The 15,047-nt window shown below is 67.7% G+C and carries 14 protein-coding genes and 1 pseudogene; 10 read left to right on the top strand and 5 right to left on the bottom strand.

Annotated features, from left to right (window positions below; genetic code table 11):
• Positions 1-79: 79 nt before the first annotated feature.
• Entirely contained in the window at positions 80-835 is a 756-nt protein-coding gene (locus OM977_RS08695) for an IclR family transcriptional regulator (RefSeq protein ID WP_264357083.1), read from the top strand.
• Here the strand turns inward: OM977_RS08695 and pucL are convergent.
• On the bottom strand, positions 832-1,740 hold the full coding sequence (gene pucL, locus OM977_RS08700) for a factor-independent urate hydroxylase (RefSeq protein WP_264357084.1): 909 nt from the start codon (positions 1,738-1,740) through the stop codon (positions 832-834). The two genes, OM977_RS08695 and pucL, sit on opposite strands and share 4 nt — an antisense overlap.
• A 105-nt stretch (positions 1,741-1,845) precedes the next feature.
• Positions 1,846-3,091: pseudogene (gene ligD, locus OM977_RS08705) on the bottom strand (non-homologous end-joining DNA ligase).
• Positions 3,092-3,429: 338 nt separating this feature from the next.
• Between ligD and OM977_RS08710 the strand changes: the two are divergent.
• The 6 genes from OM977_RS08710 (at position 3,430) to OM977_RS08735 (ending at position 10,901) form a co-directional block, all read left to right on the top strand.
• Positions 3,430-3,924: a nucleoside deaminase gene (locus OM977_RS08710; RefSeq protein WP_264357085.1), complete on the top strand. Its 495-nt coding sequence runs from the start codon at positions 3,430-3,432 to the stop codon at positions 3,922-3,924.
• A gap of 146 nt (positions 3,925-4,070) precedes the next feature.
• Complete coding sequence (locus tag OM977_RS08715) at positions 4,071-5,339, top strand: XdhC family protein (RefSeq protein ID WP_264357358.1); 1,269 nt, start codon at positions 4,071-4,073, stop codon at positions 5,337-5,339.
• Entirely contained in the window at positions 5,330-6,340 is a 1,011-nt protein-coding gene (locus tag OM977_RS08720) for an FAD binding domain-containing protein (protein ID WP_264357086.1), read from the top strand. The genes OM977_RS08715 and OM977_RS08720 overlap by 10 nt, the downstream gene beginning before the upstream one ends.
• A 2-nt stretch (positions 6,341-6,342) precedes the next feature.
• Positions 6,343-9,198 carry a molybdopterin-dependent oxidoreductase gene (locus tag OM977_RS08725; protein WP_264357087.1) on the top strand — a complete coding sequence of 952 codons (2,856 nt, stop codon included), beginning with the start codon at positions 6,343-6,345 and terminating at the stop codon, positions 9,196-9,198.
• A 32-nt stretch (positions 9,199-9,230) separates the two neighbouring features.
• Positions 9,231-10,214, top strand: a complete 984-nt coding sequence (locus OM977_RS08730; RefSeq protein ID WP_264357088.1) for an aldo/keto reductase — start codon at positions 9,231-9,233, stop codon at positions 10,212-10,214.
• A gap of 36 nt (positions 10,215-10,250) precedes the next feature.
• Entirely contained in the window at positions 10,251-10,901 is a 651-nt protein-coding gene (locus OM977_RS08735) for a uracil-DNA glycosylase (RefSeq protein ID WP_264357089.1), read from the top strand.
• A 61-nt stretch (positions 10,902-10,962) separates the two neighbouring features.
• On the opposite strand, the gene nboR is transcribed toward OM977_RS08735, so the two are convergent.
• From nboR to uraD, 3 genes are read right to left on the bottom strand one after another with little or no spacing between them, the layout of a single operon-like run.
• Complete coding sequence (nboR, locus tag OM977_RS08740; protein WP_264357090.1) at positions 10,963-11,571, bottom strand: nicotine blue oxidoreductase; 609 nt, start codon at positions 11,569-11,571, stop codon at positions 10,963-10,965.
• Positions 11,572-11,588: 17 nt separating this feature from the next.
• Positions 11,589-11,930: a hydroxyisourate hydrolase gene (uraH, locus tag OM977_RS08745; protein ID WP_264357091.1), complete on the bottom strand. Its 342-nt coding sequence runs from the start codon at positions 11,928-11,930 to the stop codon at positions 11,589-11,591.
• Complete coding sequence (gene uraD / locus OM977_RS08750) at positions 11,927-12,424, bottom strand: 2-oxo-4-hydroxy-4-carboxy-5-ureidoimidazoline decarboxylase (protein WP_264357092.1); 498 nt, start codon at positions 12,422-12,424, stop codon at positions 11,927-11,929. The genes uraH and uraD overlap by 4 nt, the downstream gene beginning before the upstream one ends.
• Before the next feature lie 211 nt (positions 12,425-12,635).
• Between uraD and OM977_RS08755 the strand changes: the two genes are divergently transcribed.
• From OM977_RS08755 to ureC, 3 genes are read left to right on the top strand one after another with little or no spacing between them, the layout of a single operon-like run.
• Positions 12,636-12,938 carry an urease subunit gamma gene (locus OM977_RS08755; protein ID WP_264357093.1) on the top strand — a complete coding sequence of 101 codons (303 nt, stop codon included), beginning with the start codon at positions 12,636-12,638 and terminating at the stop codon, positions 12,936-12,938.
• A 9-nt stretch (positions 12,939-12,947) separates the two neighbouring features.
• Positions 12,948-13,283, top strand: coding sequence for an urease subunit beta (locus tag OM977_RS08760; protein WP_264357094.1), 336 nt, complete (start codon positions 12,948-12,950; stop codon positions 13,281-13,283).
• On the top strand, positions 13,280-15,040 hold the full coding sequence (gene ureC, locus OM977_RS08765) for an urease subunit alpha (protein WP_264357095.1): 1,761 nt from the start codon (positions 13,280-13,282) through the stop codon (positions 15,038-15,040). The genes OM977_RS08760 and ureC overlap by 4 nt, the downstream gene beginning before the upstream one ends.
• The last annotated feature ends 7 nt before the right edge of the window (positions 15,041-15,047 follow it).

Here is a 15,047-nt window from a genome sequence, read left to right on the forward strand (position 1 = left end):
ACGGGATATCTTGGATTTCCATCGCTTTCTCACGATGCGGATAAACATTGCCGCGATCGACCCTCAGGAGACCACCGCTATGGCTGAAAAAGCCACCGGAGGCGTGCAGTCCGTAGAGCGCGTTTTCGAACTTCTGGAACTCATCACGGACGCCGGCGGGGACGTCACCCTCAGCGAGCTCTCCGCCTCCACCGATCTGCCGCTTCCCACGATCCACCGGCTGCTCAGGACCCTGGTCAGCCTGGGTTACATCCGGCAGCTCCCCAACCGCCGGTATGCCCTGGGGCCGCGGTTGATCCGACTCGGCGAAGCCGCAGACAAGCAGCTCGGCGCCGTCGCCCGGCCCCAGCTGAAATCCCTGGTGGACCGGCTGGGGGAGACCGCCAACATGGCTGTTTTGGACTCGGACATGGTGATCTACGTGGCCCAGGTCCCGTCTCTCCACTCGATGCGCATGATGACCGAGGTGGGCCGCCGCGGCTTTATGCATGCCACGGGCATGGGCAAGGCCATCCTGGCCCAGCTGGACGACGACGCAGTGCGCGGCATCGTCGCGCGAAAGGGCATGCCCACGCCCACCCCGAAGAGCATCGGCGATGTCGATACCCTGCTCGCCGATTTGAAGTTGATCCGCGAGCGGGGGTATGCGATCGACGAGGAAGAGCAGGAGATCGGCGTCCGCTGCTACGCGATGGCCATCCCCGATGCACCCACGCAGGCGGCGATTTCCGTCTCCGGGCCAGTGTCCCGGCTGGATGAGTCCTTCGCGGGCCGTGCCGTGCCGCTGCTGCGCGAGGCGGCGCAGGCGATCTCCCGGGAACTCAGCCGGCACTAGCAAAAACCCGCGATGCCGGACCAGGCGATGTCCGCGGGGGTGGCGTCGTCGCGCTGGACGGTGGCCTCGATCAGGCCATAAGGGCGGTCGGCGGCAAAGAACACCTCGTTCGGGTTGTCGAGGCCGAACGGGGCGAGATCCACGAGGAAGTGGTGGTTGTTGGGCATCGAGAACCGGATCTCGTCGATCTCGCTGTGGGCTTCCAGGACCTTGGTGCCCATGTCGAAGAGCGTCTGCTGCAGGGCATGCGAGTACTTTTCGGTGAATGCTTCGAGCAGGAGGCCCTTGACGTCGCCGTAGTTCTTGTTGAAGTCCAGGGTGCTGAAGTCGGTCCCGGTCCTGAACCGCCAGCGGGCGGAAACGTCCGTGGCCAGGATACGGTCCGCTGTTTCCGGGAGGGTGGTGTATTTGTCCTTGGGGTAACCCATGAAGCCTGACTGGGTGGTCTTGAGGACGGTCAGGTCCTTGAGGCCGGAGATCACGTGGGTGGCGCCGCCGCTCCTGACCACCACCGCGGTGCGGACTTCCTGCCCGTTGCGCACGAAGGAGTGGTCGTGCTCGCTGCCATGGGCCAGGATCCGGTCCCAGCTGTAGGACTCGGCTTCCCACCGGCCGCCGGTAACCCAGTCGAAGCTGGACGTGAAGTGCTCCCCAAGCCGCAGCAGGAACGTTTCGGGGGAGCCGATGCCTTCGCGGGCGAAGGCATAGATGGTGTTCTTCTGGGTGTCCGTGGTCACCACGTGGGAATTGTCACCTTCGAGGTGGGCGGCAGCGAAGTCGCCCCGCAGCTGCGACGTGACGTTCAGGTCCTCGATCTCGTGGCGGTCGGTGCTCCGGGTGATTTTGACGACGCGGACTTCGGCCTTGCCATACTGGTTCTCGCCGAGGATGAACTTGTTGCTCATAGCAGGTTTCCAACTTCCGGTAGGTGGAATCAAACTCCCAGATGGAAATTTCGTGCGCATTTCGCGTTCGTTTCTTTCCGCCCCGGGCCCCAACGGGCCGCCGTGTCAGGAACCCGGCGGCCCCGGCCACTCCTTGCCGGCCCACGGGTCGTAGTCGGCGATGAACTCCTCCTGCGGCGGACGCTTCCCTTCGGGGACGTGCTGCAGGTTCACCCGAACCCGGTACCAGAGCGAGCTCGATCCGCGCATCCCGTCGACGAGCACGTCGGCGGGATGGAGAGCCGGGAGGAGGTCCGGGTGCCGGGACTTCCACTCGGCGAGCGCCGCGAGCGCCTCGGGCTTGGTCTTGGTGCGCGCCACCTCGATGAGTGGCATCACCGACTGCCGGCGGCCGGAACCGTCACCGTTGCGCGGCGCTTTCTCGGCAGGACCGAGCTTGGTCGCCAGCGCGAGGAGCCCGTCGAGTGTGCCCACCGCGTCGTCGATCCCGGTGTGAGGGTCGCCTATGTCCGCGAAGCGCTCGAGCACCGTGCGCACGGTGAATTGTTCCGGCCGGATGGTGCGGACCTCGTCCCAAGTGAGCGGCGTTGAAACCCGGGCGTCGGGCAGGGGCCGGACCGAGTACGCGGACGCTACGGTCCGGTCCTTCGCGTTCTGGTTGAAGTCGACGAACACACTCTCGCCGCGCTCCTCCTTCCACCACCTCGCGGTGGCGAGGCCGGGAGCGCGGTTTTCGACCTCACGGGCAAGGGTCTCGGCAGCGAGCCGCACGTCGCGGTATGACCACTGCGGTGCGATGCGCACCAGGATGTGGAGTCCGCGCGACCCGCTCGTCTTCGGCCACCCCCACCAGTCCTACGTCGTCGAGTACCTCCCGTGCGACATAGGCGACATCGACGATCTGGGACCAGGCGACTCCCGGCATCGGATCGAGGTCGACCCGGAGCTCGTCAGGGTGCTCGAGGTCCTCGGCACGCACGGGATGCGGGTTGAGGTCGAGGCAGCCAAGATTCACGATCCATGCCAGGCCCGCAGCATCCCGGATGACGGCCTCCTCGGCCGACGTCCCGGACGCGTAGTGCAGCGTCGTGGTGTCGATGAAGTCCGGGTGGTTTTCGGGGACGCGCTTCTGGAAGAACGGCTCAGCGTCGATGCCCTTCGGGAAGCGTTTGAGCACCATTGGCCGGCCGCCGGCGCCGCGCAGCGCACCCTCCGCGACGGCGAGGTAGTAGCGGACCAGGTCGAGCTTCGTCAGCCCGGGCTCCGGGAACACCACCTTGTCCGGACTCGAGATGCGAACGTCGGTGCCGGCAATGCTGAGGGTCTCGGCCGGAGTCTTCGACGGGTTCATTCCGCCACGCTAGCAACGATCGGATCTTGCAGCCAGACCAGCTGCGCCCCCAACCGAAACGGCGGTCTCGGCGCGTCAGTTCACCAATCGGCGGGCCGGGGTGACGGCGTCGAAACATGGATTTCACATGGCGAAATTTTATTTCCGGAAACTGATGGCGGGGTTGCCGGAGCGGTGCTAATCTCGATCTTGCCAAAGGCGGGCGCCGCGGACGCGGGAAGCTATCTACCAGGCGCAACTTAACCTTGCCAGCACCTGCTGAAGCCTGGTACCCGGCGCACCTGGTTCTACTGTTACCGCAGCGGGTCCCGGCTTCCCAGCAAAAAGGGAGTCGCATCATGAGTACCACCGTCACGGCCGAACAGTACCTGGCCAGAGCCATCCGGTTGGCCACGGCCAACGTCCTGAACAGCGGCGGCCCTTTCGGGGCGGTGGTGGTGGCGGCTGACGGCCAGACGTTCGACGGCGTCAACCGCGTCACCGCCGACAACGATCCCACCGCCCACGCCGAGGTCACCGCGATCCGCGCGGCATGCCGGGAACTGGGCACGTTCGATCTTAGTGGCGCCGTCCTCTACACCAGCTGCGAGCCCTGCCCCATGTGCCTTGCGTCCGCCCTCTGGGCCCGCGTCCAGCGCGTTGTCTATGCCGCGGACCGCCACGACGCCGCATCCGTGGGGTTCGATGATGCCGTCTTTTATGAATACTTTGAAAACCGGAACAGGAATTCCCTGATGCCGGTGGCCAAGCTGGAGCTGGGCGACCCCGGCGCACCCGCGCCGCTGGAGCCATTCAACACCTGGAACAAGCTCGAATCCAGGATCGAATACTAGGACCGGCGTGGCTTTCGGCTGACCGCTGCGGTTTCGGACGTCCGCACCGCGGGCCCGGGCCGCGGATGTCCGAAGCCGCAGCGCATTCGGGGACTTTGAACGACAATATGGAAACCACCGCAGCGCCGGATGAAGGAAGTGCCGCCATGCTGGACCTGATAGCTTCGCTCAGCACCTGGGCGCCGTTCCTGGCCGGTCATCGTTGCGCCGTCGCCACCGTCCTTATGGCCACCGGCTCCGTACCGCGGCCCGTGGGCACGTCCATGCTGGTCTCCGAGACCGGCGCCGTCCTCGGCGGCCTGTCCGGCGGTTGCGTGGAAGGGGCCGTGGTGACGCTGGCGCTGGAGGCCATGGACGACGGCGGCACGCGTCGTGCGGTCTTCGGCTACAGTCCCGGGGATGCCTTCGCCGCCGGTCTCACCTGCGGCGGTGAGCTGGGAGTCCACATCGAGCCCTTCGACGGGGCAGGCAGCCGCGGCGAACTGCTGCGGGCGGCCCTCGGCCAGCTCATCTTGTACCGGCCCGCGGACCCGGTGGCCCTGGTCCGCCGCGTGGACTCAGGCGGCAGCGGCGCCGTCGTGGTTCCGGATCCGGCGAACTTCCGGGTGGCCGGATCCGCGGCGATGGCTGGCCTTCTCGGCCTGGCCGGGCTGGCGGACGAAGACACCGCCGCGGCCGCCGCGCAACTCGAATCCGTGTTGGGCGGTGCCGGGACCGGCCTGATACGGCTGGCTGCACCGGGCTCCTGCCGCAGCGACGCCATGTCCCGGGAAGCTCCGGAGCCGGTCACCCTGCTCGTGGAGAGCCGGCTGCCTGCACCGCGGATGCTCGTGTGTGGCGCCAATGACTTCAGCGCTGCGCTGCTGCCTGCCGCGAAACTGCTGGGTTATCACGTGACCTTGATCGATGCTCGTCCCGCGTTCGCTGCGCAGGCCCGCCTAACCGGCACGGCCGATGAGGTGATCACCGGCTGGCCGCACCGTTACCTCGCAGCAGAGGCCGCGGCGGGCCGCGTCGACCAGCGCACCGTCCTCTGCGTCCTCACCCACGATCCCAAGTTCGACCTCCCGCTGCTGGAAACCGCGCTGGATCTGGACCTTGCCTTCGTCGGCGCCCTGGGGTCCCGGCGGAGCCACCTCCAGCGCGTCGACGACCTCCTGGGCGCCGGCGTCCGCCCGGAACGGATCGCGCAGCTGCATTCACCCATCGGGCTGGACCTCGGCGCTGTCACGCCGGCCGAGGTCGCCGTCGCGGTCACCGCGGAGATCATCGCGGCCCGGAGACAGTCTGCCTCCTGCCTGCCGCTTCGTGACACGTCGGGCCCCATCCACGAGCGCCCCCACCAGCACCCCGTTCAACCCGCCCCGGAGCCGGCGGCCGCACTCGTAGCGGAGCAGGAGATCGCATGGACATGAACAGCATCGAGGAGGTGGTCTCCACCGCGGACCCTGCCGAGTGGCGCGCCGGTGACGCCTGGCTGGCTGGCGGCACGGTCCTGTTTTCCTACGGCAGTTACGCGTTCGGCGCCGAGCCGCTGAAGCGACTGCTGGACCTCGGCAACGCGGGCTGGGCTCCCGTGACCGTGGTGGAGGGGGAACGCGGCGCCGGCGCTGCCGGCGCCGGGATCGAACTGGCCGCCACCTGCACCATTGCGGAGCTGTACGCGCTTCCGGAATCGCTGGGAGACCCGGGCCGTGCCGCGTGGCCCGCCCTGGACCTGGTGCGCCCTTGCTGCGATTCCTTCGTGGCGTCGTTCAAGGTCTGGAACATGTCCACAGTGGGCGGGAACCTTTGCACGTCCTTGCCGGCCGGGCCCGTCATCTCGCTCTGCGCCGGGCTCGACGGCGTGGCGACCCTGCTGGGCCCCGGCGGCACCAGGCGCCGGGTGCCGGTGGCCGACTTCGTCACCGGGGACGGGACGAACTGCCTGGCGCCGGGCGAGCTGTTGCGCAGTGTCCACCTCCCGGCGTCGGCCTTATCTTCCCGGGTGGCGTTCCGCCGCCTGTCGCTAAGCAACCTGGGCCGCTCCGGGGTGCTGCTGATCGGAAGGCTCGACGGCGGCGCCTCCCTTGTGCTGACCGTCACCGCCGCCACCAAACGGCCGGTGCAGCTGCGTTTCGGGCACCTGCCGGATGCTGCCGAGCTGGCCGCGGCGCTGGACGATGCCGTGCCGGCCGGGCTGTATTCCGACGATATCCACGGGCTGCCGGCCTGGCGCCGGGACATGACGTACCGGTTGGCCGACGAGATCCGGGCGGAGCTCTCGCTGCCGGGAGGCCAGGCATCCCGGGGGGAGCGTCCGGTGCAGGTTTCCGGTGACTTCTGGCCGCCACCGGCTGCGCAAGGCACCTCCGCTGGTCCGGGTCACCTGCGGCCGGCCTCCGCGCCGCAAGGATTCCAGCCGGAAGGGGCCTGAGGATGGTTATCGAGATCAACGGCATTCCTGCGGACGCGGCACCGCGCCCGGGCCAGTGCCTGCGGACCTTCCTGCGCGAGCAGGGCAACCTCGGCGTCAAGAAGGGCTGCGACGGCGGCGACTGCGGAGCGTGCACCGTGCACGTGGACGGCATCGCGGTGCACAGCTGCATCTACCCCGCGGTCAGGGCCCACGGGCACACCGTCACCACCATCGAAGGGCTCGGCGGATCCTCCGGTTCAGACTGCGCCACCGGCGCAGACGGCACAGCCTCCGCCATGGGCCGGGATCTGCACCCTGTCCAGCAACAGTTCCTGGAGCGCCAGGGCTTCCAGTGCGGCTTCTGCACGGCCGGGATGCTGATGACCGCGGCCACCTTCACCGACGAGCAAAAGGACAACCTGCCGCGGAGTCTTAAGGGCAACCTTTGCCGCTGCACCGGCTACCGGGCAATCGAGGACGCCGTGTGCGGGCACGCCGGCCATCCGGATCCGGCAGGTCCGGGTTCCGGCATTGCCGGGGAAGGCCAGCCGGAGCAACGGCCCGGACAACTCGGGGACGACGTACCGGCCCCGGCCAGTCTCGCAGTGGTCACCGGCGCCGCCCGCTACACCCTGGATGTTCCGGCGGACCAGCTCCCGGGGCTGCTGCATCTGAAGCTCCTCCGCTCGCCGCACGCCCACGCGCGGGTGCTGTCGATCAACAGGGAAGCGGCCCTCAAAGTACCCGGAGTGGTGGCGGTGTTCACCCATCACGACGCGCCTGCCCAGCTGTTTTCGACGGCGCAGCACGAGCTCTACACGGATGACCCCGACGACACGCGGGTGCTCGATGACGTGGTGAGGTTCATCGGGCAGCGGGTCGCGGCCGTCGTGGCCGAAAGCGTTGCCGCGGCGGAGGCCGGGGTCCGCGCGCTGGTGGTGGAGTACCAAGTGCTCGACGCCGTGTTCACGCCGCAGGATGCCATTCGTCCAGGGGCACCGACGCTCCATGCGGAGAAGGACAGCCACTCGTCCAGAATTGCCCGGCCGGCGCAAAACGTTGTGGCCGAACTTCACGCCGAGCTCGGCAGCGTGGAGCAGGGGTTCGCGGCCGCCGGCTTCATCCATGAACAGACCTACCGGACCCAGCGGGTACAGCACGTCGCGCTGGAGACACACGCCGCAATCGCCTCCGTGGACCCGAACGGGCGGCTGCAGATCCGCACGTCCAGCCAGGTTCCGTTCCTGGTGCGCCGCACCTTGTGCCGGATTTTCGGGCTGCCCGAGGACGGCGTCCACGTGGTGGCGGGCCGTGTGGGCGGCGGCTTCGGCGGCAAGCAGGAGGTGCTCACGGAGGACATCGTGGCGCTCGCGGCGCTGAAATTGGGCCGTCCCGTCCAGCTGGAGCTCACCCGCACCGAGCAGTTCACCGCCACCACCACCCGGCACCCGTTCACCATCAAGCTCAAGGCCGGCGCCAGTACGGACGGCCGGCTGACCGCGCTGGAGCTGGATGTCCTGACCAACACCGGAGCCTACGGGAACCATGGTCCGGGGGTGATGTTCCATGGCTGCGGCGAATCGCTGGGCGTGTACAACTGCGCCAACAAGAAGGTGGACGCCCAGGCCGTCTACACCAACACCGTGCCGTCCGGCGCGTTCCGCGGCTATGGGCTGAGCCAGATGATCTTCGCCATCGAGTCCGCCATGGACGAGCTCGCCGTCGGGATCGGAATGGATCCGCTGGAGTTCCGCCGCCGCAACATGGTCCAGGAGGGGGACCGGATGCTGTCCACGCACCCGGAGCCGGAAGAGGACGTCCACTACGGCAGCTACGGGCTGGACCAGTGCCTGGAGCTGGTGCGGGACGCCCTGGACCGGGGCGAGGAACGGTACCGCGCTGCCGGCCCGGACCAACTTGGCCCGGACTGGGTGACCGGTGAAGGCGCCGCGCTGTCCATGATCGACACCGTCCCGCCGCGGGGGCACTTCGCCCACTCGAAGCTCCGGCTCCTGCCGGACGGAACGTACCAGGCCGACGTCGGGACCGCCGAGTTCGGCAACGGGACCACCACCGTCCACGCCCAGCTCGCCGCCACGGCGCTGTCTACGGTGGCATCGCGGGTGGCGGTGCGGCAGTCGGACACGGACCTGATCGAGCATGACACCGGGGCGTTCGGCTCCGCGGGCACCGTGGTGGCGGGAAAGGCTACGCTGGCCGCTGCCGAGGAACTGGCCGTCCGGATCCGGGCGTTCGCCGCCGGGATACGGCAGATCCAGGCCTCCGGCTGCGTCCTCGACGGCGAAACGGTCGTGTGCGAGGGAACTCCGGTGCCGCTGGCTGAACTTGCGCACGCCGCTGCGGAAGCCGGCGTCGAACTGGCCGCCGAAGGGCGCTGGGGCGGGACGCCGCGGTCCGTGGCGTTCAACGTGCACGGCTTCCGGGTGGCGGTGAACCGCGGCACGGGGGAGCTGCGGATCCTGCAAAGCGTCCAGGCGGCCGACGCCGGGGTGGTGGTCAATCCGCGGCAGTGCCGCGGCCAGATCGAGGGCGGGATCGCCCAGGCTTTGGGCGCCGCGCTGTACGAGGAGGTGGTGGTGGACGACGCCGGCCGGGTCACCACGGACATCCTCCGGCAGTACCACATCCCCTCCTTTGCGGACGTGCCCCGAAGTGAGGTGTACTTCGCGGTGACCAACGACAAACTGGGACCGCTGGGGGCGAAGTCCATGAGTGAAAGCCCGTTCAATCCGGTGGCGCCGGCGCTTGCCAACGCCATCCGGAACGCAACCGGGGTCCGATTCGCCGCGCTGCCCATCGCGCGGGACAAGATCTATCTGGGGCTGAAGGAAGCGGGGCTGGTGCCGCGCCGCTGACGGCGTCGTGGCTGACGTTCTATAGTCGGACGATGGAAAAGCGCAGATTGGGCAAGACCGGACGGAACGTCTCCATCGTGGGCCTCGGCACCTGGCAGCTCGGCGCGGACTGGGGCGCCGTCGATCCCGCGCAGGCGCAGGCCGTCCTGGCCGCCGCAGTGGAATCAGGTGTCACGTTCTTCGATACCGCGGATGTGTACGGGGACGGACGCAGCGAGCAGGCGATTGGCGCGTTCCTCGCCGACAACCCCGGGCTGGACATTACCGTGGCCACCAAGATGGGCCGGCGGCTGGAGCAGCTCCCCGGGAACTACAACCTCGCGAACTTCCGCGAGTGGGTGGACAGGTCACGGCGCAATCTGCGTACTGACTGCCTGGATCTGGTCCAGCTGCACTGCCCGCCGACCGCCGTCTACAGCAGCGCCGAGGTCTACGACGCCCTTGACACGCTGGTGGCGGACGGTGCGATCCGGAATTACGGCGTCAGCGTGGAGCGTACGGACGAGGCCCTTGAGGCCATCCGGCACCCGGGCACGGCCACCGTACAGATCATCCTGAACGCTTTCCGGCTCAAGCCGCTGGATGAGGTGCTCCCGGCCGCCGAAGCCGCCGGGGTGGGCATCATCGCCCGGGTGCCGCTGGCCTCGGGGCTGCTGTCCGGCAAGTACTCCGGCGAAACGTCCTTCCCGGCGAACGACCACCGGAACTTCAACCGCACCGGTTCCGCATTCGACGTCGGGGAGACGTTTTCCGGCGTGGACTACGAAGAAGGGCTGAAAGCGGTTGCGGAGTTCGAGGAACTGGTGCCCGACGGCGTCAGCACGGCGCAGGCCGCCATCGCCTGGATCACCGCGCAGGACGGCGTCAGCACCGTCATCCCGGGCGCACGCACCGTGGACCAGGCGCGGTCCAATGCGGAGGCGGCCGGCGCAGGGGGCATCGACGCCACGTTCGACGTCGGCGTCCGGGAAGTCTACGACCGCTACTTCCGTGCGTCGATCCACCCCCGCTGGTAGCGTTGGCCCGCTCCGCCGTTACCTGGAACGGGCACGATGACCAGTCCGTCGATCCAACGCTTCGTTGACCGGCTTGCTTCCGTGCAGACGGGGCCGGGCTGCCATAACTTTTTCGATCACGCTGTTCCCGGGAATGCCCAGCGACGGCGGAACTTGGAGATCTATCTTCAGGAAATGCTGGAGCGGCGCCCCAGCGTGCTGCTCCTCGGGGAGGCGCCTGGTTTCCGGGGCATGCGGATCACCGGGATTCCCTTCACCAACCGCTCCATTCTGGCAGGCCCCGCCAACCAGTTCGGCCTTTTCGGACCGGGGAAAGGCTACGTGCTTCCGGCCGAGTCCGAAGGGATAGCGTCCGAACCGACGGCCACCGTGATGTGGCAGGTCCTGGCCGAGCTGGACTTCCTGCCCCTGCTCTGGAGCGCCTACCCCTTCCACACCCATGCCCCCGGGCGGCCGCTGTCCAACCGGACGCCCACCCTGACGGAAACAGCCGTCGGAGTCCCTTTTTGGCAGGATTTGCTGGACCTCTTCGGGATCCCGACGGTGGTGGCGGTGGGGAACGTGGCGCACCGCAGCCTGCAGCGGAACGGCATCTCGGTGCCCAAGATCAGGCATCCCGCCCACGGCGGCCGTGCAGGGTTCAAGGACGGGCTGCAGGTACTCTTGTCGGCTGGGCTGGTGCCCTAGCGCGCGGCCCGGATCCGGTGCCGGTCAGGCCGTTGCCCTCTTGAGAAGGAACGCCTGTATATCAGTCGAGGAGGTGCAGCTGGTCGGGCTCGTCGAGGTCCTCGCCGCCGGCGAGGTCGCTGCAGTCTATGAGGTCGATCAGCTCGGGGCGGGCCTGCAGAAACAGCCGCGCGCCGGCGTCGCCCGACGCCATAGCAGCGGCTTCGGACCGTAAGGAGACGTCGAGCAGCAACGGGTGTCCTCGTCTGGTCTTGCCATTCGTCGTCCGGTAGGCGGCGGCCGTTACACGGCCTGGCCGGTGGGCTGCCAGCAAACGGGCGACCGTTTCCGGGCCCAGGCCGGGCTGGTCCACCAGCGCGATGAGCACATGATCCTCCGGCACGGCCGCGGCAACCCCCAGTTGGAACGAGTTGGCCATGCCGGTGTTCCAGCCCGGGTTATCAAGGACGCGGTGCCGGCGAAGGTCGACGGCGGCGCGGACCTTCGCGGCATCCGCGCCGAGGACTACCACCACTTCCCGGCAACCGCCGTCGGCCAGTACGTCCGCCAGCACTTCGACGAGCGTGCGGCCGTGGAAGGGGAGCAACGCCTTGGGCCCGAGCCCAAGCCGGGTGCCGGCCCCGGCGGCGAGCAGCACCGCCGTCGTGCGTGTTGCTCCGCTCTCGCTCATCTGGACACCGTACCGGCCTAGCTGCCCCGGTAGGTGGAGTAAGCGAAGGGGCTCAGCAGCAGTGGCACGTGGTAGTGCGCCTGCTCCTCGTCCACCGCGAAAGTGAGGGTCACCTCGGGGAAGAATGCCTCCGTGTTGGTGGCAGCGAAGTAAGACGCTGTGTCGAAACCCATCCGGTACATTCCGGACGGAAGATGCTCGGGGCCAAGGCTCTTGACCCGCCCGTCGGCGTCCGTAGAGCCGGTGGCAATCTGGACCCATCGCCCGGCATCGAGACGGTGCAGCGTGACGGCGATACCGGCCGCAGGCCTGCCCGAGCCGGTATCCAGTACATGGGTGGTGACGTGGGAAACGCTCATGTGCTCATCAGCCCTTCGAGTCGGAGCACGGCGATCTCGCGCAGCTGCTCGCCGATGATTCGTTCTTCCTGCTCCGGTGTGTGGCCCAGCCGGACGTGCAACGCGGCCAGAATCTCTTCCCGGCTGCGGCCCGCCGCACGGATCAGGAACACCTGCCCGAACTTCTGTTCGTAGGCGCGGTTGCCGTCGGCCAAGGCCTCCGCGACGGCGAGATCCTCCGCGCCAAGCCCGGCCTGTTCCGCTGCAGACAGGCGTGCCTCGGCACTGGTGCCCGCGGCACGCTCCCCGATGCGGGGGTGGTGGGCCAGGGCCGCTTCCAGCTCGGCCGGGCTGAACGGATTCGCCGCCCGTCGGGCGGCGTTCAGAAGTGAGTCGACGTCGGAGTAGGGCCGCGAGTCCGCCACCTCGTCGATCCAGCGCTGGATGTCCAGGCAGGGCCGCAGGGAAGCGACCGCGTCCGCCAGGTCGGCGTCGTTGAACTGCTCCAATTGCATGTCCCGGTCCTTGAATCTCGATGCTGGAATCCACGACGCGGAGCTTGCCGGTAGCGCTTTCCGTACCGCGGAACTGTTGTTCAGCATATGCACAGCCGGAGGCAGGCGCCCGTAAGACGCAGGAAACACGCGCGAAACCTTCCCGGACTACGCTGGCAAAACTGCGGCGCCGGCAAGCCGCAATGTGGCCTGTTCGAGAAGGGATTCCGGAATGCATCTGTTGCCCCGTGAGCAGGAGAAGCTGCTGATCGTGATCGCAGCGGACCTGGCACGACGCCGCCAGGCACGCGGCCTGAAACTCAACTTCCCGGAAGCCGTGGCAATCATCAGCTATGAACTCATCGAGGGCGCACGCGACGGCAGGACCGTGGCGGAGCTCATGAGCTACGGCACCACACTGCTCGGCCGCGGCGATGTCATGGAGGGCGTGCCGGAGATGATCCACGACGTGCAGGTCGAAGCCACGTTCCCGGACGGCACCAAACTGGTCACCGTCCACGATCCGATCCGCTAGGGGAGCCAGATGATTCCAGGAGAATACGTTCTCAACGCGGGGCCCGTAGTCCTGAACGCCGGCAGGGAGGCCGTGAGCGTGATCGTGACCAATACCGGTGACCGGCCCGTACAGGTGGGCTCGCATTACCACTTTGCCGAAGCGAACCCCGCCCTCGAGTTCGACCGCACCTCCGCTTACGGGCGGCGGCTGGACATCCCGGCCGGTACCGCCGCCCGGTTCGAGCCCGGTGACAGCAGGACCATCCGGTTGATCGAAATCGCCGGCAGCCGCGAAGTCTACGGACTCAGCAACGCCGTCAACGGGAAACTCGGCGAGTCCGGCCGCGGGGGAGGAGCACAGTGAGCTTCGAATTATCCCGCCGGCAGTACGCCGATCTGTACGGCCCGACAACCGGCGACGCCATCCGGCTTGCCGACACCGAACTCTTCCTGGAGATCGAGAAGGACCTCACCGTCTACGGCGAGGAAGTGGTGTTTGGCGGCGGCAAGGTGATCCGCGACGGGATGGGCCAGAACGGCCAGGTGTCCCGCGACGGTATTGGTTCCGGCGGCGGGGTGCCGGACACCGTAATAACCAACGTCGTGGTGCTGGACTACTCCGGAATCTATAAGGCCGACGTCGCGCTCCGGGACGGCCACATTTTCCGGATCGGCAAGGCTGGAAACCCGCAGATCACCGACGGCGTGAACATTGTGATCGGTGCCAGCACCGAGATCATTGCCGGAGAACGGAAGATCCTGACGGCCGGCGGGGTGGACTCGCACATCCATTTCATCTCCCCGGACCAGGTCCCCACCGCCCTGTGCAGCGGGGTCACCACGATGGTCGGTGGCGGCACCGGCCCCGCCGAAGGCACCAAAGCCACCACCGTCACCCCCGGCAAGTGGCACATCCAGCGGATGCTGCAGGCGTCCGAGGGACTCCCCATCAACATTGGCCTGTTCGGCAAGGGGCACGCCTCCGCCGTCGAACCCCTGGCCGAGCAGATCCGCGCCGGCGCGATCGGGCTGAAAGTCCATGAGGACTGGGGTTCCACGACGTCCTCGATCGACACCTCGCTGCAGGTGGCGGACGCCTATGACGTTCAGGTGGCGATCCACACGGACACCCTCAACGAATGCGGCTTTGTGGAAGACACGATACGGGCCATTGACGGCCGCGTGATCCACACCTTCCACACCGAAGGGGCCGGGGGAGGCCATGCCCCGGACATCATCAAGATCGCCGGGCTGCCGAATGTGCTTCCGGCGTCCACCAACCCCACGCTGCCCTACACGCGCAACACCATCGAAGAGCACCTGGACATGCTCATGGTGTGCCACCACCTGAACCCGGATATCCCCGAGGACGTGGCCTTCGCTGATTCCCGCATCCGCGCCGAGACCATAGCCGCGGAGGACGTCCTGCAGGACCTTGGAATCTTCGCCATCACGTCGTCGGACTCCCAGGCCATGGGCCGGGTGGGCGAAGTGGTAACCCGCACGTGGCAGGTGGCCGACAAGATGAAGAAGCAGCGCGGCGTCCTGAAGGACCCGGACGGTGGCGTGCACGGCGCTGCGTCCGGCCTGGGCGCGGAAAGCGATAACTTCCGCTTGAAGCGCTACGTGGCCAAGTACACCATCAACCCGGCCATCGCGCAGGGCATGGACGACTCCATCGGCTCGGTCGAGGTGGGGAAATTCGCCGATCTGGTGCTCTGGGACCCGGCCTTCTTTGGAGTGAAGCCGGAGCTGGTGCTGAAGGGCGGCCAGATCGCGTATGCGCTCATGGGGGACGCCAACGCCTCCATCCCCACCCCGCAACCGCGCACCATGCGGCCGATGTTCGCAACCTATGGCCGGGCAATGCAGGAATCCTCCATCACCTTCCTGTCCCAGGCAGCCATCGACGCCGGGGTGCCGGCGGAGCTGGGACTGCAGAAGGTCATCCGGCCGGTCTCCGGCATCCGCAACCTGACCAAATCGGACCTGAAATTCAACGGAGCCACGCCGGACATCCAGGTGGACCCGGAGACGTACCAGGTGACGGTCGACGGCGAGGACGTCACCTGCGAGCCCTCCGACTTGCTGCCCATGGCCCAGCGCTACTTCCTCTTCTAATTTCCCG

Origin of the sequence: Pseudarthrobacter sp. MM222, from assembly GCF_947090775.1 — a bacterium.
GTDB lineage: Bacteria > Actinomycetota > Actinomycetes > Actinomycetales > Micrococcaceae > Arthrobacter.

What these genes read in the sequence shown, in the direction of transcription:
- uraH (WP_264357091.1), bottom strand. Translation starts at nt 11,930, where the DNA reads ATGAGCGTTTCCCACGTCACCACCCATGTACTGGATACCGGCTCGGGC.
- OM977_RS08720 (WP_264357086.1), top strand. Translation starts at nt 5,330, where the DNA reads ATGGACATGAACAGCATCGAGGAGGTGGTCTCCACCGCGGACCCTGCC.
- OM977_RS08730 (WP_264357088.1), top strand. Translation starts at nt 9,231, where the DNA reads ATGGAAAAGCGCAGATTGGGCAAGACCGGACGGAACGTCTCCATCGTG.
- uraD (WP_264357092.1), bottom strand. Translation starts at nt 12,424, where the DNA reads ATGCAATTGGAGCAGTTCAACGACGCCGACCTGGCGGACGCGGTCGCT.
- OM977_RS08760 (WP_264357094.1), top strand. Translation starts at nt 12,948, where the DNA reads ATGATTCCAGGAGAATACGTTCTCAACGCGGGGCCCGTAGTCCTGAAC.
- OM977_RS08695 (WP_264357083.1), top strand. Translation starts at nt 80, where the DNA reads ATGGCTGAAAAAGCCACCGGAGGCGTGCAGTCCGTAGAGCGCGTTTTC.
- OM977_RS08755 (WP_264357093.1), top strand. Translation starts at nt 12,636, where the DNA reads ATGCATCTGTTGCCCCGTGAGCAGGAGAAGCTGCTGATCGTGATCGCA.
- OM977_RS08710 (WP_264357085.1), top strand. Translation starts at nt 3,430, where the DNA reads ATGAGTACCACCGTCACGGCCGAACAGTACCTGGCCAGAGCCATCCGG.
- OM977_RS08715 (WP_264357358.1), top strand. Translation starts at nt 4,071, where the DNA reads ATGCTGGACCTGATAGCTTCGCTCAGCACCTGGGCGCCGTTCCTGGCC.
- OM977_RS08735 (WP_264357089.1), top strand. Translation starts at nt 10,251, where the DNA reads ATGACCAGTCCGTCGATCCAACGCTTCGTTGACCGGCTTGCTTCCGTG.
- pucL (WP_264357084.1), bottom strand. Translation starts at nt 1,740, where the DNA reads ATGAGCAACAAGTTCATCCTCGGCGAGAACCAGTATGGCAAGGCCGAA.
- OM977_RS08725 (WP_264357087.1), top strand. Translation starts at nt 6,343, where the DNA reads ATGGTTATCGAGATCAACGGCATTCCTGCGGACGCGGCACCGCGCCCG.
- nboR (WP_264357090.1), bottom strand. Translation starts at nt 11,571, where the DNA reads ATGAGCGAGAGCGGAGCAACACGCACGACGGCGGTGCTGCTCGCCGCC.